We start from the raw sequence: 25,988 nt of genomic DNA, 5'->3' as shown, positions 1-25,988 counted from the left end.
GTTTGTTGGTCAGAAACCTTCAATGGACTTTGCCATGGGCGGGGGGCTCGCCCATGAGGGTGGTGTCCAGGGTGATCGGGTTCGGCTGACTGCGTTTATAGGGCTGGCTGATGATGTCGTCGATGAGGTTGTCGACGATCTGCGTATTGGGTTGCTCGATATCGTGCACGTGATAGATGGCCACTGGTTCGCTCTTGCCGCGCACTTTGATATGTTTGCGCGATTCGGCGCGGATGGTGTGAGTCTGCGTGATGTTGTTGTACATGGACTCTTCGATAATGATTTGCGAGGAACCGGCCTCGCTGCACAGACGGGAGGCCAGGTTTACCGCATCACCCACCACGGTGTATTGCATCCGGTTGGCACCACCGATGAGCCCCGCCAACATGCTGCCGGAGTTGATGCCGATGCGCAGGTTCACCTCGAACAGGCCCTTTTCCTTGCGCACCTTGTTCAGGCGGCGCACCAGTCGGTTCATCAGCACGGCGCAGGCCAGTGCATGGAACTGGTGATCCTTGTCCGCCTTGGGGGCACCAAATACCAACATCACCGCATCGCCGATGAATTTGTCCACGGTACCAAAGTAGAATTTGGCGCACTGATCAAAGTAACCATAGTATTCGTTGAGCAGGTTGCTCACTTCCTGGGGTGACAGGGTTTCGGAGATATTGGTAAACCCCACGATGTCGGCGAACAGCACCGTGGCTTCCACATGCTCGCCACCGACTTCCACCTCTTGAATACCCCCCAGAACCTTCTCGGCAATGTCCCGGTCCACCAGTTTGTTGAGCATGACTTCCACCTGGTCTTTCTGGATCAAACCGTGGCTCATGTTGTTGATGGCGTCGATCAGCATGCCCAGTTCGTCTGTGCGCCGTTCGGGAATGTGCTTGAGCTTGCCTTGCTGCAAATCCCGCGTTGCCGCCGCCAGGGAGGTAATGGGTTGCGAAAACTTCTGGGCCATGGCGATTCCCATCAGGCTGACGCTGATGCACAGGATTACGCTGACGGTGATAAACGTCTTAAGGGATTTGGACAGTAACGTAGCCACATTCTGATTATTGACCGCCAACGCCGCATAGCCACCGGTCACGCCTTTGAATACGATGGGGCTGACGTAGATCACAATGTTCTGGTGGGGGTGGTGATCCTGATCGGCAAAGGGTTCAATATGTTTGTTGGTCTTGATTGATTCAACGATGGCGGCCTGCGGAATGGCCAACCCGGTTTGAGCCACAACGTGAAAATCGTGATTGAGGATCACCACACCGGCCACCCGGCTGTTGCTGCTGAGGTTATTGAGTAATACGCCGAGTTTGAATTCGTCCTCAGTGAAGAAGGGTTCAACGGCGCTGCTGGCAATTTGTTGTGAGATGATGCGACCGAATTCCAGTTGCAGTTTTTCATGCACCTCGGATTGATCGCGAAAGGTGACCAACGCCACAATACCCATGCCCATCACAATCAGCAAGGTGATGCTCACCGCATATTTCACGGCGATGGATACGTTGAATTGAGGTTTGGGGAGGCTGGCCATACCCTGCACTGAGCTTGTCAAAAATCAAAGTCTTAATGCAAATATAGCCCCGAATGCGCCGCTTTACCTTGTGGCCTGGCTGGTAAAATTTTAACCAGTTAACAAAAAGGCGATAAAGGTAGTGGTTGTTAGACGTACCGAACGGCGCCGCCATCCACCCGGATATTCTGGCCGTTGATGAATCCGGCGCGGGGGCTGGCCAGGAACACCACCAGATCCGCCACCTCCTGCCGCGTGGCCAGGCGGCCGCAGGGATTGGGAAAGTCCTGCTGCACAATGTGCTCCTGCAGCGAAGCCCATTCCGTGGGCCAGCCTTTCTTTTGGGCCCGTATTTGATAGGCGCGCTCCACTTCCCGGGTGTGAATCAGGCCCGGTGAAACGGTGTTCACGGTAATACCGGTATTGCTCAGTTCCTTGGCCAGGCTCACCGAGGCATTGGAGAGCGCGGCTTTGGCACTGTAGTAATGGGGCATGATGGCATTGGGCTGATGATCCCCCATGGTGCTCAGGTTGATGATGCGCCCCCACTGCTTTGCTTTCATCTGGGGAGTGCAATGCTGGATCAGGCGCACGGCACTGAGCAGGTTGACGTTGCTGGCTTCAATCCATTGCTCGGTGGTGAGGGAATCCCACCGCCCCGCCATTGCGGAACCGTAATTGTTCACCAGAATGTCGACGCTCAAGCCATGCTGTGCCAGCTGTTCCATCACCTGTCGGGCGCCTTCGTCAGTGAGAATGTCCCCCACCACGGGAACAATGTTCAATGCTGTGTCGGCCAGTGCCGCCATGGCCTCATCCGCGTCCTCTTCGCTAAACGCATGCAGGGCCACGGTCGCGCCTTCTGCCGCCAGCGTGGTGGCGATCACTTTGCCGGTGCCCCGGTTGGCGCCGCTCACCAGGGCGGTTTTGTGGGTGAGTTGTAGATCCATGAATGCCTTTCTGCTGTTAATCCCGCTGCAGACTATAACGCTCTACTCGGCCCAGGTAACCATTGTAATAAATCTTGCGGGTGAGCGTGAGGCGATCACCGTTGATCTCGAGGGTGGAGAGGATTTCATCCATACGACGGCCGCCACCGGCCAGTCTGGCGGCGTGAACCTCAGCGGTGCGCAGATTGGTTTTTGAAACGTCGCCGGAAAACACATGGCGCTCATCAAACAGTTGCACCACATCCGATTCGGTTTTGCCTTCGGCGGCAAATTTCTTCCAGGCTGAGAGTTTGAGCGTGCCTTTCATGACATTTGTAATGTCGGCTTTTACGCTGGCAGTACGTTGTACTTCCCGTGGGTTCTTGTCTGAACCGAAGCATTCGGATTCTGAATAATCGCCTTTCCAGTCGTCCTCAGCGGCATCCAGCAACGCGTCTTTGATTTTTTCGTCTTTGCTGCTCCACTGGTGTGGCTGCAGTTGATGATAGTAGCGGTCTCCCATGGCCAGCAAATTGGGTGAGGGTTGAAAGCATTGTGCCTGGCTGATGCCACTGCTGGTCATCAACATCAGGAAAAGCATAAGGGAATAGCGCTTAGTCATGGTCGGGTTTGCCTTGTGATTGAATGATGCGGTTATGTCACTATAGACAACGAAATCCATTTACTCATCCCGGGTGCAATTGTCGGCCCCCAGAATATCCTGGACCGCCTGGCCCATGGTCTGGGTGAGTTCGTCCACATTGTTGGCGGTAAACACTTTGCCACCGGTTTGGGCGGCCAGACAATTGCCGGCCCCGGTGCCGAGGATGTCCACCACGTTGATCTTCAGATAGGGTTTGGTTTCTGCCAGGTGGGCGGCCACTTTACAGGGGTTGCCGTGGCAACTTTCTGCGCCGTCAGACACCACCAGAATGACCGCCTCCCGGTTCACACCATCCACCAGTTTGCCGGCCTGGGCCACCGCGTGGGCCAGCGGCGTACCACCCTGTGCCTGGATCGCCTGAATCTGATGGAGCAGCTGTTCGCGACCGCCCGCCTGGGGCTTGCGCAGTACCGTGCCGGCGGGGCATTGCTGGACCAGCACCAGACCAACATTGACGTCTTCAGGAATTTTCTTGATTGCTTCGATGGCGGATTGCTTGGCGGAGGTGATGCGCTGGGGTGGACGCGTTGCCCGCACCCAGGCTTCCGGTGGCGTGTTGCGGCGCTGTGATCTGAAGACCCGTTGCGCCCTGGTGATTTCCTGCTTGGTGGCCTCCAGGCTGTATTCCATGGAGCCGGAGGCGTCGAACACCAACACCAGCTCGGGCGCCCGCTCCGCGGGGCGTTCACCCGGGCACAGGTTTTTCGCCCCTAGGATCAGCTCGGCACTGGGGGCTGGCGCATTGTGGTTCTCCCTGAGCTCACAGGACCAGTACAGGCCCAACAGCAAGGCCAATAACAACAGCAGCAACAGTAACAGCAGCCAGCGTTTGCCTTTCCTCTCCGGCGCCACCGCTGCGGCAGCCGGTGCGGGCGTTGCCGTGATTGCCGGCGCGGGTTTCGGAGCCGGGGGTGGCGGCGGAGGTGCCGGTCGGATGCCGTAGCCCCAAAAGGTGATGACGGGTTGGCCGTTCAGGGAGAAGAGTGTGCTGTCGTCGGGGTAGCGCGCGGCCTGCTGTAGTAATGCGGCCTGATGTTCGCCTTCTGCACCGCGGCTTTTCAGGGTCTGCGCCAGTTGTTGTATGGAATGCAGGCGTTCGTTCAGCAGCCGGAGCAATGCCTCCGCTTCGGCTTTGCCCAGCTCCGCAAACGGAACCGGCTGGCCATCCAGGTCGGAATACCATTCAACGATGTTGCCGTCCCGGGGTTTGGGATGGGCAAACATGGCGGCGGTGGTGTGTGGCAGGTGGTGTTGCAGAATCCGGGTGAGTTCGCTGTGCCCCACCAAGGCGTCGTCTGCCTTAAACCGGTCAGCACTGAGCCGGGCAATCCGTTTCATGCCAGAACAATCCCCCTGTTTCTCAGCACGCGCGCGTCAGTTCACAATCATGGTGTGACCAGCAACTTAGCACTCGCGGTGACTCAGGTAAAGGCAGTTAAGTAAAGGCTCTACCACCACCGTCACAGGGATTGCAGAAATGCCACCAGGGCCGCCCGCTGTTCGCGACTGGCGCTCACCACGAAGGCTTTGCTGGCCCGTGCCTCGCCATCGTGCCACAGGATCGCTTCCAGCAGGTTGCGGGCGCGGCCATCGTGCAGGTAATGCTCCTGCCCGGTCACAGTGGCGGTGAGTCCGATGCCCCACAGGGGGGGTGTGCGCCATTCGCTTCCAGAGGCGGAAAACACCGGCCGATGATCCGCCAGGCCCTCACCCATGTCGTGCAGCAGCAGGTCGGTATAAGGGTGGATGGTCTGGCCGGACAGCTGCGGTTGCCGCACCACCTTCGGCGTCACGAACGCCACCCGGTGACAGCCGGCGCAACCGGCTTCAGTGAACAGGGCTTCCCCCTGTTTGACCTGGGGATCGCGCACATTGCGCCGTTGGGGAACCGCCAGATTGGCCGTGTAAAAGGTGATTTGATTCAGCTGCGTGTCACTTAATTCCGGGCTGCCACCGGTGGGGGCCTGGCGGCACTGGGTGGCCGCCGGGGTGCAGTTTTCCTCCGGGAACAGGGGGCTGGTGATGCCCAGGTCGCCGAGGAAGGCCGCCGCGTTCTGCTGGCGCAGGCTCGGCTGTTCCGCCTTCCAACCGTAACGCCCGTTCACCAGTCCATCGCTGCCGGCCTGTCGCACCCGATTGGGCCGGCCGGAAATGCCGTCCCCGTCGCGGTCGTCCGGGTCAGCGAAGGCGGCGATCTGTTCATCGTCCAGGATATCCAACAGGCCCAGGCCGACGATGGCCGGCGCCAGGCGCAACGACCAGTTCACATTGGCCGCGGGCTCGCCATAGGCCGTTTCCACCCACTCCGGCAGCGGCCGGCTCAGGGTCACCACCTCGCCATCGGCCAGGGTGACGTGGGTGGTCTCATAACGCAGGCGGTAGTGAGCCTCCGGCACCAGCCCGGGGTTGGCAAAATCCTGAATCTGCGCGCCGTATTGGGGATGGGGAATCACGCCCTGCTCCCGCACCTGTTGCCATTGGACGTCGGTTTCCGGGCGCAGGCTGACCCGCAACAGCAGGGACACATTATTGTCGTCCGGGTGAGTGGGAAGGTGGCCGCGGCCATCCAGGGTATGGCAGTCGCGGCAGCCGTTGGCATTGGACAGGGGCCCCAGGCCATCCCGCGAGCGGTTACTGGCGGGGGCGATCACCCAGGGGCTGCGGAACAGGTCGCTGCCGGAATAGAAGTCGTGGCGCTGTTGCAGGGAGAGCGCCGGGGAGGCCAGGGAGAACGCGTTCTGGTCGGCGCGATCGATGCTGGACTGGCCGCCGGACTGGATGCCAAAACCCCAACTCCCAGGCACCGGGCCCATCATCAACAGCGCGGCCAGCAGCAGGTGTCGCACGCCCCTCGTCTTCCAGCTCACTAACACAGCCGTTGTTTGCACCGATTCTCCACTTCCACACTGAGACAATAAACCATAAATGTATCATTGGTCACGTTGGCTGGGTAGCCTCACCCTATATTTTTTGTGGAAATAGCCATCGTTGAACGGGCTCCTGCACAGTCAAAACTCTGTGCGGTTCGTCACCCTTTATTCAATATATGCAAATTCCTTTATAATCAACAATGGTGTATATTTGAGAAAAACAATGATAAAGCGTGATAGGAGAGTGTCCAATGTCGTTGTTCGACAAGTTTAGCTACCGCAACAAGCGAGTCCTGGTCGTAGGCGGGGCAACTGGAATGGGTGCAGCCGCAGCAGAGCTGGTGCGTGATGCGGGTGCAGAAGTGGTGGTCATGGACCGCGGTGAAATCAAACTGCAGGGCGTGCGCACACTGTTCGTCGACCTGTCGGAGAAGCAATCCATTGACCAGGCGTTGGTGGAATGCGGCGGCAAGATTGACGCCCTCTTCAGTTGCGCGGGTGTGGCTGACGGCACACCTGGCATCGAACGCATCAACTTTATCGGCCACCGTTACATGATCGACCAGCTGTTTGCCGCCGACATGTTCAACGACGGCGCTGCCATCGGCATGATCTCTTCCGCTGCCGGCATGGGTTGGGAGCCCAACCTGCCGGAATTGATCGGCTTCCTCGCCATTGACGATTTCGACAAAGCCACCCAATGGGCGGTGGACAACGGTAAATGCAATTACATGTTCACCAAGCAGGCCGTGTGTGCTTATGTGGCGCGCATGGCCATGCCGTTCCTGAAAAAAGGCGTGCGCATCAACGCCATCCTGCCGGGCCCCACCGACACCCCCCTGGCCCGTGACAACGCCGATTCCTGGCTGACCTTTGGTAAGGACTACCGCGCTGAAGCCGGTGTGGAAGTGTCCACCCCCGCCGAGCAGGCCGGACCGCTGGTGTACCTGTGCAGCGATGCGGCCGCGGTGGTGAGCGGAATCACCCTGATCACTGACGTGGGCTTCACCAGTTCCGCCGTGTCGGATGTGTTCCCCAGTGCCAAGATGATTGTGAACTTCCTGCGTGGCGTGGGCGGTGGTGCTGCCGGTGGTTCCGGTGCGGCGCCCCAGCTGCAGCGTGCCGCCACCACCGAGGAAGACAAACCCAAATTGCCGGAGATCAACCCGGAAACCCGCATGCTGATTAACGGTGAGTTGGTGGCAGCGGAGAACGGCGCCACGTTCAACAACATCAATCCGGCCACCGAAGAAGTGATCGGTGTGTGTGCCGATGCCACCCGTGCGGATATGCAACGGGCCATCGCCGCCGCCCGCTGCGCCTTTGATGAAACCGATTGGTCCACCAACCGTGAATTCCGCAAGCAATGCCTGATCCAGCTGCGCGACGCTATCCAGTCCGAGCGCGAAGAGCTGCGCGAGCAGTTGATTCAGGAAGCCGGCTGCCCGCGCATGTCCACCGTGCGCCAGCAATTGGATGCCTGCTTCCCGGAAGCGCTGGATTACCCCATTGAACTGATGGATCGGTTTGAGTGGGAAGTGGAACTGCCGGACGGCAAAGGCAGTCAGGGCGAACCCAACGCACGCCGCATCTGGAAAGAAGCCATGGGTGTGGTGGGTGCCATCATTCCCTGGAACTTCCCCTTTGAAGTGGCCATCAACAAGATTGCCCAGGCCCTGGCCACCGGTAACACCATGGTGTTGAAACCGGCGCCGGATACCCCCTGGAGCGCCACCTTCATCGGTCGCATGGTGGCCGAGAAAACCGACATTCCACCTGGTGTGCTGAACATCGTGACCTCTTCCGATCACATGATCGGTGAGGCGCTGACCATGTCCCCTGCCGTGGATGTGATTTCCTTCACCGGTTCCACTGCCGTGGGTCAGCGCATTATGGAAAAAGGCGCGGCCACCATGAAGCGGGTGTTCCTGGAGCTGGGCGGCAAGTCGGCCAACATTGTGCTGGATGACGCCAATATGGATTCCGCATTGATGGGGGCGTTGGCGGTGTGTTTCCACGCCGGCCAGGGCTGTGGTATTCCCACCCGCATGTTGGTGCCCAAGGCCCGCTACGAAGAGATCTGCGCCAAGGTGAAAGGCATCATGCAGATGGCGCCTTACGGTGACCCTCAGCGCGCCGATGTGATGATGGGGCCGCTGGTGTCCGCCAAACAGCGCGACCGGGTACTGAACCTGATCGACGTTGGCATTGCCGAAGGTGCGACCCTGGCACTGGGTGGCAATCGCCCGGCAGCGTTCCAGACCGGCTATTATGTCGAGCCCACCTTGTTCACCCACGTGGACAACAGCATGACCATCGCCCAGGAAGAAATCTTCGGGCCGGTACTGGTGCTGATTCCGTTTGAAGACGACGACGATGCCGTGCGCATCGCCAATGAAAGCAAGTACGGTCTGGTGGGCAGCGTCAACTCCACCAACATCGAGCGGGCGCTGTCGGTGGCGCGCCGGATTCGGGCCGGTGTGTTGTCGGTGAACGGCGCCTATGCCCACGGTGCGGACATTCCGTTCGGTGGCTACAAGTTCAGTGGTATTGGTCGCCAGAACGGCGAGGCCGGTTTCAATCAGTATCTGGAAACCAAGTCCGTGGCCTGGCCCATTCCCAAGCAGTAAACCAGCGGCGCCGGCTCGAATCAGGGCTGGCGCCGATCCTGTCCACCGCGACGTTCGATTCCAGTCGTGTTTCCATTACGTTGCCGCCAGTTACGGTAACGGGCGTGTACACCCCGGGTCAGTGCCTGGGAGTAATCCTCCAGCAGATCCACACCCACCAGCACAAACACCACGATCACCGATAACTTGATGGCCGTGCCATGACTGGCCACCGCAATGCACACCCCGACGGCCGCCAGTGCCCAGATGGTGGCGGCGGAGGTGACACCGATCACCATGCCATCCCGGGCCAGCATAACCCCCGCCCCCAGAAAGCCGATGCCGGTGATCACCTGGCCGATGACGCGGGAGGGATCAGAGGATTCGTTGCTGACGTACACCGCCGACACGATAAAAATGTAAGTGCCCAGGGTGATCAGCGAGGAGGTGCGGATACCCACCGGTTTGCCACGCAGCTGCCGCTCCAGCCCGATGATGAAACCACATAACAACGCGGTACCGATGGACAGCCAGTCGTAGGGCTGGATGGAGATCAATTCGCTCAGGTCCATGGTCATCCCCGGCTGTTCTTGCGCCGTTGCACGGCTTCTTCCCAGCGTTGTTTTTCAACGTCTGTGGTCGGGGTGTAGGCGGGAACGGCGGTGGGATTGCCGTCCTTGTCCACCGCCACCATGGTGAAATAGCAGGAGTTGGTGTGACGTACACAGCCGGTTTCCAGGTTCTCTGCCACCACCCGGATGCCCACTTCCATGGAGGTGCGCCCGGTGTAATTGACCGCGGCCTTGAGCGACACCAACTCACCGATGGCCACCGGCTCTTTGAACAGCACCTTGTCCACCGACAGGGTGACCACATAGGTGCCGCAATAACGCATGGCACAGGTGTAGGCCACCTTGTCCAGCAGTTTCAGCAGCTCGCCGCCGTGCATCTTGCCGCCGAAATTACTCATGTCCGGGGTGACCAGAACGGTCATATCCGTTTTGTGTTCGCGAGCCATGGCCTCTCCTGCCAGCACTGGGCTAAGTCTTTGCACTCGATGCGTCTATTCTGAGTCGGCGTCGGCCAGAGTACAACAGGCTCAGGGCCAGTAATGTCAGCCATTGCATCGGGCCGGCTGCAAACTGCTGGGTATCCTCATTGTTGAGGGGGTTGTGATCCACCTCGGAGGCCTCCACAGAAGACGAGAAGGTGGTCTTCTCGGTGGTATACACCTTGATCCGGAAATCGGCGTAGGCGGTGGCTCCCAGTTCCGCCAGCGTGCAACGCAGCAGAGTTCCGTTGGCCGGGTCGCACTGCAGGCCACTGCCCTCCTCCAGCAGTACGTCAAAGTTGGGCTGGTTCACGGCGTTGTTGATCACCAGATCAGTGGCGTTGACCCGGCTCTGGTTGTACACCCGTACCTGGTAATTAATCTCGGATGAGTTGTTGTCGTAAACATCGGTCAAGGTTAGGCGCAGGTCTACGTTACCTTCCAACGGGTTCAGGTTGCGCAGGTACTCATCGAGATTGGTAAAGCCGTCGTCATCCGCGTCTTCAGATGCATCCAGGTTGTTGGCGGGGTTCAACAGGTAACGGGTTTCCCAGGCGTCCGCCATGCCATCTGTGTCCGCATCGACGCCGCTGTCCACGGGCGTGAAGCGCAGATTGTCGATGTAGGCCCGAACGATGGGAGAGCCGCCGTAGTAGAGTTTGAACTTGAGAGTATGAACGCCCGCGGACAAGGGGATGGACAGGCTGCCATGGGCCTCGCTCTCGCTGCTGAACACCTTCTCGTTGTCGACCTGGATGTAGAATTCGCTGCCGGGGGTGGTGAGATAGGTGAAGTAGTCCAGGGTAAAGTTACCGGCTACCACATACAGGGTGATTTCCGCGGAAAGGGTTTCACCGGCGTCCATATAGTAGGAGTTGGCCAGCAGGCTCAACTTGCCATCGGTTTGCCAATAGATGGTGTTGGTGGCCCATTGGCCGCCTTTGGCCGACTGATTCAGTGTCCATTCCGGGAACGATCGTTCAAAGGATTCGAAATAGGTGGTCAACGGATTGGCAGAGGACACCGCATAATGGGGGTGCGTACCGATTCGGGATTCCTCAAGGTTGGAGAGTCCGTCGTGGTCGGAATCCAGCGCGCCATCGGCGCCGTTGTTGGGGTCGAAGCCGTACTCCAGTTCGTAGGGGTCCAACATGCCGTCGGTGTCGCTGTCTTCATTGATCGGCGAGGTCTGGTGCAGCTTGACCTCATCCCCGTCGGAAAGGGTATCGCCGTCGGTGTCACCGTTGGCCGGGTCGGAGCCGGCCTGGAATTCCTGCAGGGTGGTCAAGCCGTCGTTATCCAGGTCAAAGGCACCGTCGGCGCCATTCAGCAGGTCGTAGCCGTGTTCATACTCCCACAGGTTAGGCAGGCCATCCCCATCCACATCGGCGATTGAGGTGATGAAGCGCACCCGGTCGATGGCAAGCCATTCGGTTTCTTCGTGACTGCTGTTGCCTTTCGCCAGTACAAATCGAATCTGGTGCATGCCGCGGGTGAGCTGGAGACTGAGCTCGCCTCGATGTTGACCGCTTTCCACGGCGGTAAGCACATCATCCACATACACCTCAAAGCGATTGTCACCGAAGGTCTTGACGGAGTAATCGAAGGTCATCACCCCGTCATCAAAATACTGCAGCAAGCGCAGCTCAGATTGCCCGCTGTTTTGCTTCTTGCTGGTGATGAAAGCATAGTCGCCCTGGGTGGACCAGTAAGGGGTGTACCACCATTCCTCGCCTTCGAATGGCGTGTGTGTTGTCCACAGCGCGGATCGGGTTTGTTCAAAATCCTCTTCGAAGAACTGTACCAGCGGGGGCACCGAATTGCTGTTCAGCGGATCGGAACCGGCCAGGTACTCGTGGGTGTTGCTGATGCCATCGCCATCCGAATCCAGCAAACCATCGGCGGGATCGGTGGGGTCAAAGCCAAAGCCCAGCTCGTGCTGGTCGGGGATCTCATCGCCATCGGTATCCGTCAGAATCGGGGAGGTGCGATGCAGTTTGACTTCATCTCCGTCGGAGAGGGTGTCGCCGTCGGAGTCTTCCAGGAAGATGCTGGTGCCAGCCTGGAATTCCTCCAGGTTATTCAAGCCGTCTGCGTCGTCGTCCAGAATGGCGTCCGCCGGATCGTGGGGGTCGAGGCCGTTGTCGATTTCCCACAGGGAGTCCATGCCGTCGCCATCCACATCCGGGTTGGCGTTCATGAACAGGAGTGAATCAATCCACACCCGATCCAGGCCTTCGGTGTACACCTGGAATTTATAGTAGACAAATTCAATGCGGTGATAGCCGCGGCTGAGGGGTATCGACAGCCGGTCTTCCTGCGTGCCGGAGGCATCCAGCTTTGCCGCGCCATCCACATACACCAGTAAGCGGTCGTTGACGCGCTCGGTGGAAACCCGAAAGTCAAAGCTCAGCGTGCCTTCATCAAAAAAGCCACTCAGCATCGCCCTGGCTTCACTGGCGTCGGGCACGTCCATGGCGGCCAGGCTCCAGTGCCCATGGGTGCTCCAGAAATTGTCCGTCTGCCAGCCCCAGGTGCTGTTGTCGGGTGTGAAGGTCCAGCGCTCCTGCGGCATGCTTTCGAAGGATTCAAACATAAACTCAATGACGGCCACGTGGGAGGCGGGATCATGGGGATCGGAGCCGAACTCGTATTCCTCCACGTTACTGAAGCCATCACCATCAGCGTCCAGCAATGCGTCCTGGGGATCTTTCGGATTGAATTGCTGGGCCAGTTCATATTGGTCGGGCATTTTGTCGAAATCGGTATCCGCACGACTGGGGGAGGTGCCATGCACGAACAGCTCATCGTAATCGGTCAGCGTATCGTTATCGGTGTCTTCAGACCTGGGGCTGGTACCAAACCGATACTCATCGCGGTTTTTCAAACCGTCGTTGTCCGCGTCCAGGTTGGCATCAGCAGGATCAAGGAAATCCAGATCCCATTGAAACTCCCAGTTATCCGGCATGCCATCCTCATCCGTATCCAGAATGTTGTCTCGGCAGAATACGCCGGTACTGCGCAATGCAGCGGCTACTTCCACCGCGGGCCGGCCAAGATCCTGTGCCGCCAGAATCAAGCCACAGGCGCCCGCAGCAAAATCCGTCGCAGGGCCCCAGTAAAACCGGTTGGCATGGACAAACAGGTCGAAGGCCAGGCGCGGGTTCCAGCCCGGAGTATTCGCCAGCAGAAAATAGGCGCGGTTGTAGACGCCGCTGGATAAGTGCACGCTCATGTTGGTGGTGTAGTCGTCGGCGTGTCCGATGGAGCGTCCATCCAGGGTGGGGTCTTCAAAATAGCGCATGGCGGTGCGGCGCTTGGTGGTGTCGGCGCCCACCAGCCAATCCACCTCGCCCCGCAGATAATATTCGGCGGCCTCACCGGCGATGTCGGAGAAGGATTCATTGAGGCCCCCGGATTGGCCGTTATAGATCAGTCCGGAATTCTGTTCGGTGAAGCCATGACTGACTTCGTGGGAAACCACGTTGATGTCCACCAACGGATAGAAAACCGTGTTGCCGTCGCCAAACACCATGGACGCCCCATCCCAATAGGCGTTTTCATAGTTTTGTCCGTAGTGCACTTTCAGCGCCAGCTTGAAGCGGAGGGGCGACAGCCCAAACCAGTCCTGGTACATGTCGAATACGGTATTGCCAAAAAAGTGCGCGTCGTTCAGCGGGGAATAGGCGCCGTTGGCCGGGCGGGCGGTATTTTCGTAGCACTCAAACACAAAGGGCGTTGAAAGGTTGTCGTTGGTGCCGTTGGCCAGATCCACGGTGTAAACGTTATCGTTTTCCAGCACGCAGCCGTCGGCGGTTTCACGTACATCCAGAAAGTCATGGTCCGTGCCGTAATGGTAGCGCCCGGTTTTTTCGTTGCCGCCGGGTCCGGTTGCCTCCACGTGGGCCAGACCATTCCAGGCCGCCAGCACCTGCGATGTGATTTCATCAATGATCAGGGTGGGGCGCACCGGCTCCACCGCAGGGGCGTGGCCCAAAAAGGTAATCACCCGCACCAGTTTGGCGGTCTGGTTGTGCAGGTAAACCTGGCGGGTGCTGCTGTAATTCTGCAGGCGCCATTGGGCTGCCGGCAGCTCGGTATTTTGGTCAAGCCAGAGCATCGCCTGCTGGGCAAAAGGATCCTGGCCGCTGGGAATGAACAGGGCCGGATTGAAGGTGGCGGCAATCAAAGCCGGCGCGATGTCCTGATCAATGTCGCGGGCAACCTGGCCCTGGGCGGAGTAAACGGCGCCGCCCTGTTCATGCACGGTGATGTGCTGGCCCCAGATGGGCAGGCCCTGATAGGTTTGTTGATAGCGGCGGTGAAGGTTACCGTTCCTGTCTTTGCCCTCATCCAGCGCCACTACGGTTTCCCCAGGGGGCAGATCCAGGGCAGTAGCCACGCTTTCGATGTCGGACGGGGTGCTTGCAATGCCGGTGGTGACGTTACGCAGCGGCTGGTCGAAGTTGCCGGATTGAACCTTTTCCCAGGTGGCAGAGTAAATGGCGCTCGGAATGACGCACATCATCACCACGACGGCGATGCGCGACACGGATGTCCCTGTGTTCATGTGTTATCCCCAAAACAGATCAACGCTTTTTTGCCCACCCTTTATTGGTATTGGGTTGCATTGGCTTGTGCAACGCCCATATCCAAACCGCCGGGCTGGCAGCAAAAAATACAAAAGGCGGGATCAGTAAACAGATCTCCGCGAACGGCCAGCCTAGCGAAAGCGGTGGGTAAGATCAAGAAATATCCAGGGCAGGTCTGGCTACGTTGCCGTGCCGAGCTGATGCAAAAAACCTTGACGTCCCGGTGAAGAAAATTTCATGTTGCCGGTGTTGGGGCAGCTATACAATTTCGACCCCATTTTGCTGTTGGATTTGTGTGTGTCGAATATCCCATTGGCCAGTCCTTCTCCCTGCCTGAGTTGCGGGGCCTGTTGCAGTTTTTTCCGGGTGTCTTTTTATTGGGGTGAGGCCGACAGTGCTGGCGGTCAGGTGCCGGACATCCTTACCTCCAAAGTGAATCACGTCTACAGCTGCATGAAAGGCACGGAGCAACGGCCGGGCCGTTGCGTGGCCCTGTTGGGTGAGGTGGGCAGCCAGGTGCGTTGCAGCATTTATCAGAACCGGCCATCCACCTGCCGGGAGTTTTCCTGCCACAGTGAAACTCCGGTGGGTAATCCGGACTGCAATCGGGCCCGGGCTGCCCATGGTTTGCCGGCCCTGCCCGACCAGGCCTGGGAAACGCTGGACCCGGTGGGCTGATCACCTGACGAGCCTTGCACTATACTTCAAGCTCCATGGCGGTCCTGTCACGGGACACCACAACTGAGCGCCGCAAGAAAAGGCAAGGAGGTCATTATGCCGGGCTTGGAGGATTTCCTGACCAAACTCGATTCCGATGCACTGAGTGCGTTAACCGAGTATAAGTTTTTAGTGGACGAAGTGAGCCTTGATTACGTCAAGGGTCAGAATGTGCGGGCGGAGTTCCAGCAAATGGATGTGGCGCTGGAGCACGATGCCAACACCGGTACCTATATCCTGCGCGGGGCCAACGACAGTGACACTACCCGCAATTCGCTGCGCATCTGGTACCTGCCCTGGAAGCATTGGGATGGTCAGAACGAGATGTCTGGCGTGTCCAAAGCGGTGTTGGATAACCGCGGACCGGGACTGTTTTTGACTTCGCAATTGAACGGTTGCCGCTTCACCATCCAGGATCAATCCGGGGATGGGTCCAAGGTTACGGTGCTGCATCTGGCGGGTAATTACGGACAGAACCTGAAAGGTGCCCAAGCCAGGGAAACCGTGGAAGCGGCGTCTTTGGAAAATGTGGCGAACGCGGCATCCCGCCGGCGCTATTCCATCGGTCAATATTCCAAAAATCCAAAATACATGAAGCTGCCAAACCAGGGCGTGAGAAGTTATTACGATGGTGGTATGGCGACGGTGTTGGGGGTGCGTTCGGGTGGCAAGTGGCAGTTCTATGCCCAGCAATATCGCTACGATGCCAGCAGTTTCGTCAGCACCAAGGCGCTCTGACTCGATCCGCCCTGGACACGGGCTGTGACACCCGTGTCCAGGACCAAACCGTAATACGAAAAATCAGCTTTGTGAGGAGTGCTTACGCTCTCTGGCAACCAGCACCAGACCACCCAGCAATGCCAATGCAATGGCGGTTCCGCCGGCATTGATTTCAGGAACAGCAGTCACTTCACCACCGGGGTCTTTCGGGCCTTTCGGGTCTTTGTCGCAACGTTTGCCGTTGTGACATTCCTTTTTATCGTGACCACGACCTTTGGAATCGTGCTTATCCTTGTAGGAAGAGTACTTGTCCTTGGAGTTGTACTTGTCTGGATGCGAGCTTCCGCTGAAGGCGTAAGTAGGCACCAGAGTGATAACCAGTGTTAACAGAAATGCTTTTACCATGTTCATATCAAGTTGCCCTTGTATCGAATGGTGAACGGATGATGCTGGGCAGTGCGCTACTTTGACGTCCGCTACAGCGAGTGAAACCAACGCCAGCAGGGTGTAGCAAGCAATTCCATTGCCAACTTTTTAACCCTTGATAATCATGATCTTATAAACCCCTGCACGCATCAGTGGAAAAAAACCCGACACTATTTTTCTGCTTTCTATCGACTGGTTCACACTTTTATAACCCTTCTGGAAAAATTCATATTCCCAATCACCGGGCGCTGGGTGACCTGAAGGCCGTTGACCGCTATGGAATACTGTGTATCATAGTCACGATCTGTGATACACAGTATTCCATAGTTTGAATTCGAATCGCCAGGAGGTGAACCATGTGGGTGGATCTGTTGCGACTGTTCGTGGCATTTGGTGGTGTGATTCTGATCATCGCTTTCTGGTACTGGCTGATGGATTCCATCGGCACTTTTTAGCGGACACGTAATCAGCATGAGCACACCGGCCCACATTCCCAGCAATCCCGCCCAGTTCGAGCAGGACTGCACTCTGCTGGCGTCGGTACTGTCTGCCGGGCGGCGGCGGGGGGTGCGGATTATGTCGGGGCCGGAGCGGGGGTTCAGTGTCAGCGGCAACACCGCCAGGGTGTATGTGCCCTTCCCGCCCCTGCTGGCTGACTGGACCCAGCGCACGCTCACCTGCGGTATTGCCCTGCAGTGCTCGCCCTCCAAGGAGCGCGTTGCCCGTCTGCCGATTGCAGAGTTGTCCCGGCGCCAGCAACAGGCGTTATCCCGGGTGGAGGGCGGCGTGGCGATGGCGTGGGTGTTGGCCCGCTGCCCGGGCCTCGGGCAGGAACTGCAACAGCGATTGCCGGACCTGAAGGCCCAGGACCCCGATCTGGATGCGGACACCATGTTGCAGCTGGCGTTGAACATGGCATCGGAGTGGACATACGAGCCCTCTGTAAACATCACCAACGGTGTTCAGCAACGGGAACAGCATGCCCTGCTGGGGCGATTGCCATTGGCGACGGCGGCCCAGCCGGGTTTCGTCAATGCACTGCGGCGGCTCTACGGTCGCATGCCCTGGTCCACCCGGGGCCGGTTCGCGCCGGGCCAGTTCAGCATTCCCGCCGGGGGGGATGGCAATGTACAGAACCCCAACCTGCCGCCCCCCAGTCGCCCGCAGGACGATACCCCGCCGGTTAACATCGGCGAGCGTGCCGGCATTCCCTATCCGGAATGGAATGTGTGGACGCGCCAGTTCCTGCCGCACTATGTGGCGGTGCTGGAGCGTCCGGTGACGGCTGCGGTCACCCTGGCCGCGCCCGTCAGCGCCAGCCTGCAGCGTTGGTTTGAGGCCCCCACCCATCGCACTCTGCGCAACCGTTTGGAAGACGGCTGTGATCTGGATGTGGACCAGTACCTGAATCACGTTCTGGATCAGGCCGGCGGTGGCGCCAGTGATGGCCGGATATTTCGGGATCTGGTGCCGGCCCAGCGGGATGTGGCGACGGCCCTGTTGCTGGATGGCAGCGCGTCATTGGGGGTGCAGCAGGGGCGGGTGTTCACACTGGAGTTGGCTTGTGCGGATGCCTTGTCCCGGGCCATGGTGCGGGCACGGGAGCGACACGGATTGTTTGTGTTCAGCGGTCACACCCGCCATCGGGTGGACGTCGTGTGCCTGAAGGATTTTGATGAGCGGCGTGCCGTGTTGCCGGGGCAGTTGGGGCTGAGTGCTGGCGGTTACACCCGCCTGGGTGCACCCATCCGGCATCTCACCCAGCGTTTGCTGGGGCAGCGTAGCGGACGGCGTCTGTTGATCATGATGGGGGATGGCCAGATGTCGGATGAAGGTTACGAAGGTTATTACGCCTGGGCCGATGTGGCTCATGCGGTGGAAGAGGCGGAGGACGCCGGTGTGTTTCCATACTACATCGGTGTGGGGCCGGCCCGGGTGGACCCGTTGCCGGATGTATTCGGTGTGCGGCGCTCAATCCGCATCAACACATTGGACGAGCTGCCCCGGGTGCTGGCTAGGGTACACCAGCAACTGGTGGCGGCCTGATCCCAACAGAGTGACACTCATTATGCAGAACACAATGCACGATCAGTCGGTTCATAACGAACAGGCAAGCCAAGGTCACGAGCCCAACCCAGGCTATCAGCTGAACCAGAATGAAGAGCGGCAGTTTGAACTGGCCTACCAGCGTCGTATCCCAGTGATGCTCACTGGCCCCACCGGGTGCGGCAAAACCCGTTTCATCGAACACATGGGTGCGCGCCTGGGGCGGCCGGTGGTGACCATCAGTTGCCACGACGATCTCACCAGCTCTGATCTGGTGGGGCGCTTCATGGTGCGTGGCGGTGATGTGGAGTGGAACGACGGCCCGCTTACCCGTGCCGTCAAACAGGGTGCCTTGTGTTACCTGGATGAAGTGGTGGAGGCCCGTCACGATTCCCTGGCCGTGCTGCACTCCCTCACCGATCATCGCCGTACTTTGTACCTGGATCGCACCGGTGAGGTGATTGTGGCACCGGACAGTTTCATGCTGGTGTGCTCTTACAACCCCGCCTATCGCAGTTCCATCAAAGAGTTGAAACCTTCGTTCCGGCAGCGCTTTATTACCCTGGCCATGGACTATCTGGCCCCGGAGCAGGAAGCGAAGGTACTGATGCAGGAAACCGGGGTCGACGCTGAGTCGGCCCGTCGCCTGGTGCAGTTGGCCGTGGGTTTGCGGGGTGCTGACGCGGCCTTGCACATCGAGCCGCCATCCACCCGGGTATTGGTGGCGGCGGCCGCGTTGGTGGCGGAAGGGGCGGGGGAGGTGGAAGCGGCGGAGATCTGCATTCTGGCGCCACTCAGTCAGGATGGCGTGGTGCCCTCCGGCATGCGGGAACTGGCGGCGGCCACCTTAATGCCCGCGCAGTAACACCCTAACGATTTCGAAAGAGGACTTGGCCATGAATGAGCAAACCCTTAGTAAGCAAACCTTTAGCAGGCAAACCCTCAATAAGCAACCCGTCGGTGCACCGGCTATCAGTGAACAGGCGATCAGCGAACAGGACAGGCGCCGGCGGCGGGGTTTGATTGCGTTTCAGATTGTCTGTTACGGCTACCTGCTGAGCATGTTCCTGATTCAAATGTACATGTATTCCACCCGCGACTGGTAATAGAGGGATCGTTATGAGTGAACTGACAACGTCCATGAGTGGTATGAACGCTCTGGGCACACACGATGAACGCAGTCGTCAGGCGCAATGGCAGGCCGATAAATGGATGATGAGCGGGGCGTTGTTTTTGGGCTCGGCGGTATTCGGCATTATCGGGCTGCCGTTGTTTCTGCGCGGCCTGGCCTTGCAACTGAAAGCCCAGAGGGCGGGCTTGACGGTGCGACCGATGATGGTGACGTTGATCGGTTATCTGGTGGCGGTGGATGCGGCCCTGAACTCCATCGGCTGGGCCCTGGATATGGTGGCGCACCACACGTTATTGGCACGGGTATTTCTGATGGCCTGGGGCAACATGTTCGACGCCGGTTACTTCTGGCATTACAACGAACTGTGGATCGGTGGTGCCAGCGCCCCCGGTGAAAAAGCCTGGGAGATCGCCCTGCTGCCCCTGGTGTTCAGCATGCGCATCGCCGCCGCCATCGGTTTTCTGCAGATGAAACGCTGGGGTCACCAGTGGTTGGTGATCACCTGCTGGTTTGGGGTGGTGGCCTGGACCGGTTACATCGCCAATATGACCATCTTCGCCGATGTTCGTTATACCGGAGTGGTGTTTCCAGTGATCGGCTGGTGGTTGTATGACATCTTTTACATCACCCCGTTTTTGGCATTGCCTTATCTGCATTCCGTTAACCGGGAAATCTTTTCCCACTGATGTGTAAACACGGGTGAACACTATGAATTCGGAACCAGCCTCGTTGAATGAAACCAAGTCACACCAACAGCCGTTACCACTGGGTACCACGCCGGCCTTTGCCGGCATGCACAAATGGTTGCAGCGGGGGTTGGTGGTGTGCCTGACCGCACTGGTGTTGGAAGGAGCATTTACCTTTCCCCTGTTGGCCATGTGGTATGGTTGGCCCACGTTATCGCTGCAGGAGATTTGCACGGAATTCGAAAAGATCCGCTTTGCCGACGAATCCAGGGTCTGCATCTATCCTTATCCGCTGTTCGGTCCGGCGGAAGGCGCCGGCCAGACCACGGCCCAGGATCAGTGGGGGATTCAACCCAGGCCGCAGTATAAAGCCATCGGTTATCGGGAGCTGATCCAGCGCGTGGCAGCGCGCCAGGCGGCTGAGTCGACCGGGGTTCCGTGATAGACTTGCGCTTCTTGTTCAACAGCAGCGAATTCTATTCTTGGGTGAACTATGAAGCAGGAAGACTCACCGGATTATCTGGACCCGCGGGCGCTCCGCACCCAGGAGGCATTGCACAGTGCGATGCTGAAGTTACTGGAAGAGAAGAGTCTGGAACAGATCACGGTGCGGGATATTGTGGCGGTGGCCGGCATCGGCTACACCACGTTTTTTCGTCACCATGCCAGCAAAGAGGAACTGCTGGCTGCCATCGCTGCAAAACAAATCAGTACCCTGTTCCAGTTGTCCATGCCGGTGCTGGATGCCAGAGACCTGCGTTCCGCCGCCATCGCGTTGCTCACCTACGTCAGCGATCAGCGCTCGTTATGGAAGACCTTACTCACCGGTGGCGCGGCCGGGTTTATTCGCGATGAGTTTCTGCGTCAGGCCCGGGCGGTGGCGGATGTGCGCGGCCAACCGGATCGCCTGATGCCACCGGATCTGGGTACGGTCCTGATCGTCAGCAGCGCATTGGAGCTGATCACCTGGTGGCTGCGACAATCTGATCCGCTGCCGGTGGAGCAAGTGGCCGAGATTCTCGACTGCGCTGTTGCCGGTCCCATCATCGAAGCAGGCAAACGCAGTCGCTGATCGTTTCCGTTAATCATTCCCGCTGCCTTTCCTGCTTTCACTGACTCCGGTACGCTAGAGACTGGTCTATAGTGAACCATGGAAAGCAGCTGCTGTTGCTAGCGCAGCCGCTGACGCTTTGGGAGCCCACAGTGGTTTGAATCAGTCGATTTATTATCTGGCGGTGTTGCTTTTTTTCTGCGCAGTGCCCACCGTTCATGCCGCCACCCCACCCATTGAGCTTGCCGCGCCCGTGAGCCGCGTCTCTGTGGGTGCACACATGGAATACTGGGTGGATGGCGACGGTGATTCGGATATTGAGCAGGTGCTTGCATTGCCCGCTGAGTGGTGGACTGCCACGGAGCAGGATGTGCCCAGTATGGGCTTCTCTGCTGACACTCACTGGTTCCGCTTCAGTGCCTTCAATCCGGCCGCCGTTCCGCTGGCCATGTTGTTGACTTCCAGCTATACCTCCATCGACCGCATGATCTTTTACGTTTATCGCGACGGGCACAGGATTGACCGTTACGAAACCGGAGATCTGCTGGCATTCGACACCCGCCGCATCTACAACCGGAACTTTATTCTACCGGTTGAATTCCCCCCGGGCGAAACCCTGCAGATTTATATGCGGGTGCAAACCGAGGGCATTGTACAGCTGCCAGTGGTGCTGCGTTCTCTGGAAAACTACAACGAGCATGAGCAGCATTTTTTAATGGCGCAGGGCGTCTACTACGGTGTGGTGCTGATCATGGTGTTGTACAACCTGGTGTTGTTCGCCAGCGTCAGGGATTCCACGTATTTACTCTTTGTGCTGGGCATCGGGGCCTATGCCATTTACCAAAGCAGCATTCATGGCCTGGCATTTCAATATTTGTGGCCAGGGTCGCCCCAGTTTAATCAGAAAGCAGTCATTTATGGCATGGCGCTGTATGGCTTTGCCGGTTGCTTTTTTGCAGTGAGTTTTTTGCGCCTGAAGCAGCAGCATCGTGTTTATTATTGGATCTGTACCGGATTTGGCAGTGTGTTCCTGGTGTTGTTCCTGTTAACCCTTTCAGGATTAGCACCTTATCATTTTACCGTACGGGCCTCGGTGGGGGCCAGCATCCTGGCGGGTACCACGGTATTCCTGATTGGTATTCTGATGTTGTTGCAAGGTCATAGGCTGGCGCGCTTTTTTGTTTTGGGGTATGCCTCGGTACTGTCACTCATCGTCACCCAGGCGCTTACCAAAACCGGTGTGGTCCAGCCCAATGTGTTCACCGAGTACGCGCCGGAATTCGGCAGTGTGTTCCAGGTGCTGCTGCTGTCTTTCGCCATGGCGGATCGTATTAATCTGGATCGCGAAGAGCGCCTGACGATGCTGGAACAGGCCCACCAGAACGAGAAGCGTGCTCAGCAGGAACAAATGCTGGCGACGCAAAAAATCATCCAGGCGGAAGCCGAGAGCAAGGCCAAGAGTGAATTCCTGGCGGTGATGAGTCACGAGATCCGGACCCCCATGAATGGCGTGTTGGGCATGACCGAGTTGTTGCAGAGCACAGATCTTAAGCCGGAACAAAAACGCTATGTGGAGGTGATCACCAACTCCGGCAGGGCGCTGCTCAGCATCATTAACGATATTCTGGATTACTCAAAAATTGAAGCCGGCAAAATGCAGATCGAAAGTACCGGGTTCGAATTGGATCAACTGATCCGGGACTGTATCAGCGTTTGTGAAGTGACGGCCCGCAAAAACGCCATCAAGCTGTCTTATCAATGGGACCCAACCACGCCGGCGCGAGTGAAATCCGATCCCACCCGTCTGCGCCAGGTGTTGCTGAACCTGTTGAACAACGCCCTCAAATTCACTACGGAAGGTTGTGTAACCCTGCGGGTACATCCGCTGACCCAGCGGCCGTCGGAGCCGAACGCTGTGTCAGGTGGTGAACATCTGATACGATTTGAAATCAGTGATACCGGCATCGGCATCAGTGAAGACCAGTTGGCGAAGCTGTTTTCCGCGTTCAGCCAGGCGGACACCTCCATTACCCGCCAATTCGGTGGCACCGGGCTTGGGCTCAGTATTTCACAACGATTGGTGGAACTGATGGGTGGCAAGATCGGGGTCAACAGTGTGGCGGGTGAAGGGTCCACGTTCTGGTTTACCATTCGTTGTGATTCAGTGGATGCAGACGATGGGATGCCCCGCGGTGAGCCGGAATCGGGAATCCAGCGACTGCCGCAGCTGACCGATCAGAGCATACTGGTAGTGGAAGACAATGCAGTGAATCAGATGGTGGTGGAAGGTCTGCTGCGACGCCTGGGCTTGCGTTTTCACACGGTTGCGGATGGTGAGCAGGCGTTGCTGTATTACCGCCGACATCATCGAAACTGCGCGCTGATCCTGATGGATTGCGAAATGCCGGTAATGGATGGCTACACAGCAACCCGGATGATTCGCCAATATGAAATGGAGCATAGCCTGACACGGGTGCCGGTGATTGCCTTGACCGCACATGTGGTACAGGAGCATCAAGCCAAAATTAAGTCGTCGGGAATGGATGCCTATATCGCCAAGCCCATTGAAGTAAAAGTGTTCACGGAGCGTCTGCAGGGCTTTCTGGAAAATTCATCATCTCGACGGGCAATGGACTGAACCGCCGTCACCCCACTGTGCGCGATGGCAGAAACCATCTGCAGTAGCGGTCGGATTCGGAGTGAGAGATCAGGTAGCCGTCTCCGGCTTCGCAGAGGTGTACCACTTCCTGATCGTGGGCGTGCACGATGTCCATTCTGGCGGCGCCATCCCAGACTACTATGCGATTGTCCCCGCTGTAGCTGCCGCTGCAATAGGCGAGTTCGCCACTGGCCAGTGGTACCACATTTTCATACCCGGGGCCCCACTCCCCGGGCTCCTGGATTCGAAACAAGGGTTGAAAGGTCTGGCCGCACCAGCTGGCCAGTTCCGAACGGGTCCAGGCCACCCAGCGTTGTTGCTGCAACAAGGCGACGCCGTGGGCGCGGCCGTCAAACGGGGTTACCAACGTCGCAATGGTGTCGCCGTTGGTGGCGTCAAGAATCAGGATATCCCGCTCCCGCAGAATGGCCAGTTGCTGGTTGTCGGCCCAGTAATGGGATGAGCAGTAGCGACGGGTATCCGGATCGACACGCACTGAAGCGTCAGTGTGTGGATTCAGCAGCGGAGTCAGCCCGTGCTCCGTTAAAAAGTGAATGGCGCCATCCGGGGCGATCACCATCGGGCCCTGAACACGATCCAGCTCATCATCCTTTGCTACCAGTGCCACGTTCACCAGTCTGTCATCCTGTCGCTGCAGCAGGCAGAGCGAGCTGCGATGCTCGATGTTCCAGAACAGAAGATCGCCATCTGCCGTCAGACGCAGCCGTTGTTTACGGGCGGAGAGCAGGTGCCAGGGCGGGTCTGCCGGGTCGGCAATGGAGACCCACCGCGACAGGGATGGATCGGGACTGTAACCGCCCGGGGTGATCACCAACCGGGGCGTGCGATACACATGGCACCAGAATTCGGCACCACCGATCGCGCCACAGGGAGGACTGAGAGTGAACGGAGCGGTGTTGCTTTGCTGATGAAAATCCATGTGGTGTATTACTGAGTGGATGTCCTGGCAGAGCAAAGAACCCAGGTTATCGCGGGCAAATTCCAGCAGCATGTCGCTACGCTGGCTGGGCCAGCTGGTGAACTGTGCGACCAATGGGCGTGTTGTGTCGGGAGTGCTGTTGGACGGATTCCTGTTGAGTGAGGGTGTGTCCGGCGTGAGTCTGTACTGAATGTCACTGCAAAACGGATTGCTGTGAAAATGCGCCCGCATCTCCAACGCTGAGGGAGCGCTGTTGCCCGGTGAAAAATAGCGGACGGCATTCGGGTCGGTGTGCTCGATATGCGCGGCCAGTGACGCTGGGTCTGGTACCGGCTGGTAAGGATCGAATACCTTGACGCCTGCCAGGACCCGGAATGGTTGTGGCAGCGTGGCAGTCACCTCCAGTTGTTCATTCAGCAGCAGCAAGCGAAAATCTTCCAGCCAGACAGCGAATCCATCCCCATAACGATGAACCTGGCTGGGGCGGGCCCCATGAACGGTGCTCTGGACGATGGGAGAGCAGGACTTGAGGTCCAAAATCTGAAAATCATTGCTGCGCAGGTGATGACGCCAGCACAACAACCGGCGCGGGAATCCCAGCATTCCATCCCAACGTCCATCAAAGGTGCCGCCAGGTCGGCCGCTGCGGGCGCTCCAGATAATGGCAGCGCCATTGGACCAGCTGTGACTGACAAAGAAATCGCCCGGCAGATCAAACAGCTGCCCAAAGTCGTAGGCACCTGGGTACTTGGGTGCATGATACAGCGCATGTGTCCGGGTGCCTTGGGCGAGGCTCCAGATGCCAATCCGGCTGGTCTTCTTCTCCCACAGAACAAGAGTGTCGGCATCCACTTTCACCAGGCATTCAACATCCGGCAGCGCACTGGGATCGCCAGTGTGTTGTGCCATGATCTCGTCGAGCCAGGGGGTGGTGTCCAGGCAAAGGATGCAACGACCGCTGTTTGGGTCCCAGACCCGCAGCGTATGGTCATCGGACCACGAGGCAAGGCTCCCGTCCGCTAATGGATATACACTGCAAATGTAGCGGCTGTGTCCGGTGAGCAGTGCCAGGCACTCCCCGCTGTGAATGTCCCAGATCCGCAAGCTGGCATCGTTGGACCAAGTGATGACCCGCCCGCCCGGCAACCGTTGTCCGCCGCGAATCATGTCGGTGTGACCCTTTAGCTGACACAGGGTTTTCCCACTCTGGATATTGATGATGCGTGGTACCAGGTCATGGTTGAGCAGGTTGTCCCAGTTCCAGACCAGGCGCAGTCCGCCGGACAATTCGATGGCCATCGTGTTGCGTGCTTGTATCGGGGTGTGCGTTCGAGTGTAAGAGAGATGGGCCTGATTCTACAAGCTTTCGCCGTGGAGGAA

The 25,988-nt window shown here is 58.2% G+C and carries 20 protein-coding genes; 10 read left to right on the top strand and 10 right to left on the bottom strand.

Annotation, left to right across the window (positions count from 1 at the left end; all coding sequences use genetic code 11):
• Positions 1-19: 19 nt before the first annotated feature.
• From D9N14_RS20260 to D9N14_RS20240, 5 genes are all read right to left on the bottom strand, one after another.
• On the bottom strand, positions 20-1,537 hold the full coding sequence (locus D9N14_RS20260; RefSeq protein WP_290583202.1) for an adenylate/guanylate cyclase domain-containing protein: 1,518 nt from the start codon (positions 1,535-1,537) through the stop codon (positions 20-22).
• Between the two features lie 128 nt (positions 1,538-1,665).
• Entirely contained in the window at positions 1,666-2,466 is an 801-nt protein-coding gene (locus D9N14_RS20255) for an SDR family NAD(P)-dependent oxidoreductase (protein WP_290583200.1), read from the bottom strand.
• Between the two features lie 16 nt (positions 2,467-2,482).
• Positions 2,483-3,067: a hypothetical protein gene (locus D9N14_RS20250; RefSeq protein WP_290583198.1), complete on the bottom strand. Its 585-nt coding sequence runs from the start codon at positions 3,065-3,067 to the stop codon at positions 2,483-2,485.
• 60 nt (positions 3,068-3,127) lie between these two features.
• Positions 3,128-4,447 (bottom strand): VWA domain-containing protein, encoded by a 1,320-nt coding sequence (locus D9N14_RS20245; protein WP_290583196.1) that lies wholly within the window; start codon positions 4,445-4,447, stop codon positions 3,128-3,130.
• 122 nt (positions 4,448-4,569) lie between these two features.
• Positions 4,570-5,955: a di-heme oxidoredictase family protein gene (locus tag D9N14_RS20240; RefSeq protein WP_290583194.1), complete on the bottom strand. Its 1,386-nt coding sequence runs from the start codon at positions 5,953-5,955 to the stop codon at positions 4,570-4,572.
• Positions 5,956-6,230: 275 nt separating this feature from the next.
• Here D9N14_RS20240 and D9N14_RS20235 point away from each other — a divergent pair, with 275 nt between their 5' ends.
• Positions 6,231-8,609 (top strand): aldehyde dehydrogenase family protein, encoded by a 2,379-nt coding sequence (locus D9N14_RS20235; RefSeq protein WP_290583192.1) that lies wholly within the window; start codon positions 6,231-6,233, stop codon positions 8,607-8,609.
• A gap of 20 nt (positions 8,610-8,629) precedes the next feature.
• Here the strand turns inward: D9N14_RS20235 and D9N14_RS20230 are convergent, their stop codons facing one another.
• Genes D9N14_RS20230 through D9N14_RS20220 form a run of 3 tightly spaced genes read right to left on the bottom strand, consistent with a single transcriptional unit; the run spans position 8,630 to position 14,209 of the window.
• Positions 8,630-9,160, bottom strand: coding sequence for an MgtC/SapB family protein (locus tag D9N14_RS20230; protein WP_290583190.1), 531 nt, complete (start codon positions 9,158-9,160; stop codon positions 8,630-8,632).
• A 2-nt stretch (positions 9,161-9,162) separates the two neighbouring features.
• Positions 9,163-9,606 carry an acyl-CoA thioesterase gene (locus D9N14_RS20225; protein ID WP_290583188.1) on the bottom strand — a complete coding sequence of 148 codons (444 nt, stop codon included), beginning with the start codon at positions 9,604-9,606 and terminating at the stop codon, positions 9,163-9,165.
• A 22-nt stretch (positions 9,607-9,628) separates the two neighbouring features.
• Positions 9,629-14,209, bottom strand: a complete 4,581-nt coding sequence (locus D9N14_RS20220; RefSeq protein WP_290583186.1) for a M4 family metallopeptidase — start codon at positions 14,207-14,209, stop codon at positions 9,629-9,631.
• 334 nt (positions 14,210-14,543) lie between these two features.
• Here D9N14_RS20220 and D9N14_RS20215 point away from each other — a divergent pair, with 334 nt between their 5' ends.
• Together D9N14_RS20215 and D9N14_RS20210 are read left to right on the top strand one after the other, a co-directional pair.
• Positions 14,544-14,909 carry a YkgJ family cysteine cluster protein gene (locus D9N14_RS20215; RefSeq protein ID WP_317622653.1) on the top strand — a complete coding sequence of 122 codons (366 nt, stop codon included), beginning with the start codon at positions 14,544-14,546 and terminating at the stop codon, positions 14,907-14,909.
• A gap of 96 nt (positions 14,910-15,005) precedes the next feature.
• Positions 15,006-15,686, top strand: coding sequence for a hypothetical protein (locus D9N14_RS20210; RefSeq protein WP_290583182.1), 681 nt, complete (start codon positions 15,006-15,008; stop codon positions 15,684-15,686).
• Between the two features lie 63 nt (positions 15,687-15,749).
• Here D9N14_RS20210 and D9N14_RS20205 read toward each other — a convergent pair whose 3' ends face one another.
• Positions 15,750-16,079 (bottom strand): hypothetical protein, encoded by a 330-nt coding sequence (locus tag D9N14_RS20205; protein WP_290583180.1) that lies wholly within the window; start codon positions 16,077-16,079, stop codon positions 15,750-15,752.
• Between the two features lie 486 nt (positions 16,080-16,565).
• Here D9N14_RS20205 and D9N14_RS20200 point away from each other — a divergent pair, with 486 nt between their 5' ends.
• From D9N14_RS20200 to D9N14_RS20170, 7 genes are all read left to right on the top strand, one after another.
• A complete protein-coding gene (locus tag D9N14_RS20200; protein WP_290583178.1) occupies positions 16,566-18,140 on the top strand; it encodes a nitric oxide reductase activation protein NorD in 1,575 nt (524 codons plus the stop codon).
• 22 nt (positions 18,141-18,162) lie between these two features.
• Complete coding sequence (locus D9N14_RS20195) at positions 18,163-19,005, top strand: AAA family ATPase (protein WP_290583176.1); 843 nt, start codon at positions 18,163-18,165, stop codon at positions 19,003-19,005.
• Positions 19,006-19,036: 31 nt separating this feature from the next.
• Positions 19,037-19,246: a hypothetical protein gene (locus D9N14_RS20190; protein WP_290583174.1), complete on the top strand. Its 210-nt coding sequence runs from the start codon at positions 19,037-19,039 to the stop codon at positions 19,244-19,246.
• Between the two features lie 13 nt (positions 19,247-19,259).
• Complete coding sequence (locus D9N14_RS20185) at positions 19,260-19,958, top strand: hypothetical protein (RefSeq protein WP_290583172.1); 699 nt, start codon at positions 19,260-19,262, stop codon at positions 19,956-19,958.
• Positions 19,959-19,980: 22 nt separating this feature from the next.
• A complete protein-coding gene (locus D9N14_RS20180) occupies positions 19,981-20,400 on the top strand; it encodes a hypothetical protein (RefSeq protein WP_290583170.1) in 420 nt (139 codons plus the stop codon).
• A 51-nt stretch (positions 20,401-20,451) separates the two neighbouring features.
• Complete coding sequence (locus D9N14_RS20175) at positions 20,452-21,030, top strand: TetR/AcrR family transcriptional regulator (RefSeq protein ID WP_290583168.1); 579 nt, start codon at positions 20,452-20,454, stop codon at positions 21,028-21,030.
• Positions 21,031-21,166: 136 nt separating this feature from the next.
• Positions 21,167-23,647, top strand: coding sequence for a hybrid sensor histidine kinase/response regulator (locus D9N14_RS20170; RefSeq protein WP_290583166.1), 2,481 nt, complete (start codon positions 21,167-21,169; stop codon positions 23,645-23,647).
• Between the two features lie 7 nt (positions 23,648-23,654).
• On the opposite strand, the gene D9N14_RS20165 is transcribed toward D9N14_RS20170, so the two are convergent.
• Positions 23,655-25,907: a WD40 repeat domain-containing protein gene (locus D9N14_RS20165; RefSeq protein ID WP_290583164.1), complete on the bottom strand. Its 2,253-nt coding sequence runs from the start codon at positions 25,905-25,907 to the stop codon at positions 23,655-23,657.
• Between the last annotated feature and the right edge of the window lie 81 nt (positions 25,908-25,988).

The organism is Ketobacter sp., assembly GCF_003671495.1.
Classification (GTDB): domain Bacteria; phylum Pseudomonadota; class Gammaproteobacteria; order Pseudomonadales; family Ketobacteraceae; genus Ketobacter.
This window is presented reverse-complemented; position numbering and strand designations above follow the sequence as displayed.

Coding starts and splice junctions, on each gene's coding strand:
- D9N14_RS20175 (WP_290583168.1), top strand. CDS start 20,452: ATGAAGCAGGAAGACTCACCGGATTATCTGGACCCGCGGGCGCTCCGC.
- D9N14_RS20220 (WP_290583186.1), bottom strand. CDS start 14,209: ATGAACACAGGGACATCCGTGTCGCGCATCGCCGTCGTGGTGATGATG.
- D9N14_RS20225 (WP_290583188.1), bottom strand. CDS start 9,606: ATGGCTCGCGAACACAAAACGGATATGACCGTTCTGGTCACCCCGGAC.
- D9N14_RS20190 (WP_290583174.1), top strand. CDS start 19,037: ATGAATGAGCAAACCCTTAGTAAGCAAACCTTTAGCAGGCAAACCCTC.
- D9N14_RS20185 (WP_290583172.1), top strand. CDS start 19,260: ATGAGTGAACTGACAACGTCCATGAGTGGTATGAACGCTCTGGGCACA.
- D9N14_RS20180 (WP_290583170.1), top strand. CDS start 19,981: ATGAATTCGGAACCAGCCTCGTTGAATGAAACCAAGTCACACCAACAG.
- D9N14_RS20195 (WP_290583176.1), top strand. CDS start 18,163: ATGCAGAACACAATGCACGATCAGTCGGTTCATAACGAACAGGCAAGC.
- D9N14_RS20235 (WP_290583192.1), top strand. CDS start 6,231: ATGTCGTTGTTCGACAAGTTTAGCTACCGCAACAAGCGAGTCCTGGTC.
- D9N14_RS20205 (WP_290583180.1), bottom strand. CDS start 16,079: ATGAACATGGTAAAAGCATTTCTGTTAACACTGGTTATCACTCTGGTG.
- D9N14_RS20200 (WP_290583178.1), top strand. CDS start 16,566: ATGAGCACACCGGCCCACATTCCCAGCAATCCCGCCCAGTTCGAGCAG.
- D9N14_RS20165 (WP_290583164.1), bottom strand. CDS start 25,907: ATGGCCATCGAATTGTCCGGCGGACTGCGCCTGGTCTGGAACTGGGAC.
- D9N14_RS20230 (WP_290583190.1), bottom strand. CDS start 9,160: ATGGACCTGAGCGAATTGATCTCCATCCAGCCCTACGACTGGCTGTCC.
- D9N14_RS20245 (WP_290583196.1), bottom strand. CDS start 4,447: ATGAAACGGATTGCCCGGCTCAGTGCTGACCGGTTTAAGGCAGACGAC.
- D9N14_RS20260 (WP_290583202.1), bottom strand. CDS start 1,537: ATGGCCAGCCTCCCCAAACCTCAATTCAACGTATCCATCGCCGTGAAA.
- D9N14_RS20255 (WP_290583200.1), bottom strand. CDS start 2,466: ATGGATCTACAACTCACCCACAAAACCGCCCTGGTGAGCGGCGCCAAC.
- D9N14_RS20250 (WP_290583198.1), bottom strand. CDS start 3,067: ATGACTAAGCGCTATTCCCTTATGCTTTTCCTGATGTTGATGACCAGC.
- D9N14_RS20210 (WP_290583182.1), top strand. CDS start 15,006: ATGCCGGGCTTGGAGGATTTCCTGACCAAACTCGATTCCGATGCACTG.